The 629-nt window shown below is 46.4% G+C and carries 1 protein-coding gene; it reads right to left on the minus strand.

Annotated features, from left to right (window positions below):
- On the minus strand, positions 1-629 hold a 629-nt coding region (locus ABD296_RS49820), incomplete at both ends, for an alpha/beta hydrolase (protein WP_344285638.1).

Below are 629 nucleotides of genomic sequence, written 5' to 3' on the forward strand. Positions count from 1 at the left end.
GAAAGTCGATCTGATCACGAACAACACGCTCAAAAGCTTCTCCAACGTAAATTTCAAAATGACCATCGGCGTAGTGCTTAATTTCATGATTGGGTGTATGGCTCGCATGACGCAATGTTGTTTTTGAGGGGGCAACAGAGTCGGTATCACAGACACAAAACAACACGGGCGCTTGAATACGTGATGTCTTACGACCCGGGTAATAGCGTATGATGTCGAGTACAAAACGTGCAGCGACATAGTTTGGAATATTTGAACCTGAAGGCATGAGTGCGAGATAACCTGAATAAGCATCAGGTGCATTCATTAATGCTGTATGTCCTGATGGTGCTGCAAGAGGTACCATGACTGGCTTGGCGCCGAGTATTGATCCAATCTTGTCTTTTAAAGCGAGTCCCATGAGCTTGAGGGTCGTTATCGGGTTCATTGCCATGCTAGATGAGAAACCATCAGTGAAGGGGCATTGTGATATAACAGCAGCAAGCCGGTTATCATTGGCAGCTGTTGCCAGCACATGGCCTCCACCGAAAGAAGTCCCCCATATAACTACGCGGTTTGGGTCAATTTTGTCTAGGCTACGTGCATAGGCAATGGCAGGTTTCCAGTCTTCGAGCTGACTTTTTATATCT

Origin of the sequence: Actinomadura napierensis, from assembly GCF_039529375.1 — a bacterium.
Taxonomy (GTDB): Bacteria; Actinomycetota; Actinomycetes; order Streptosporangiales; family Streptosporangiaceae; genus Spirillospora; species Spirillospora napierensis.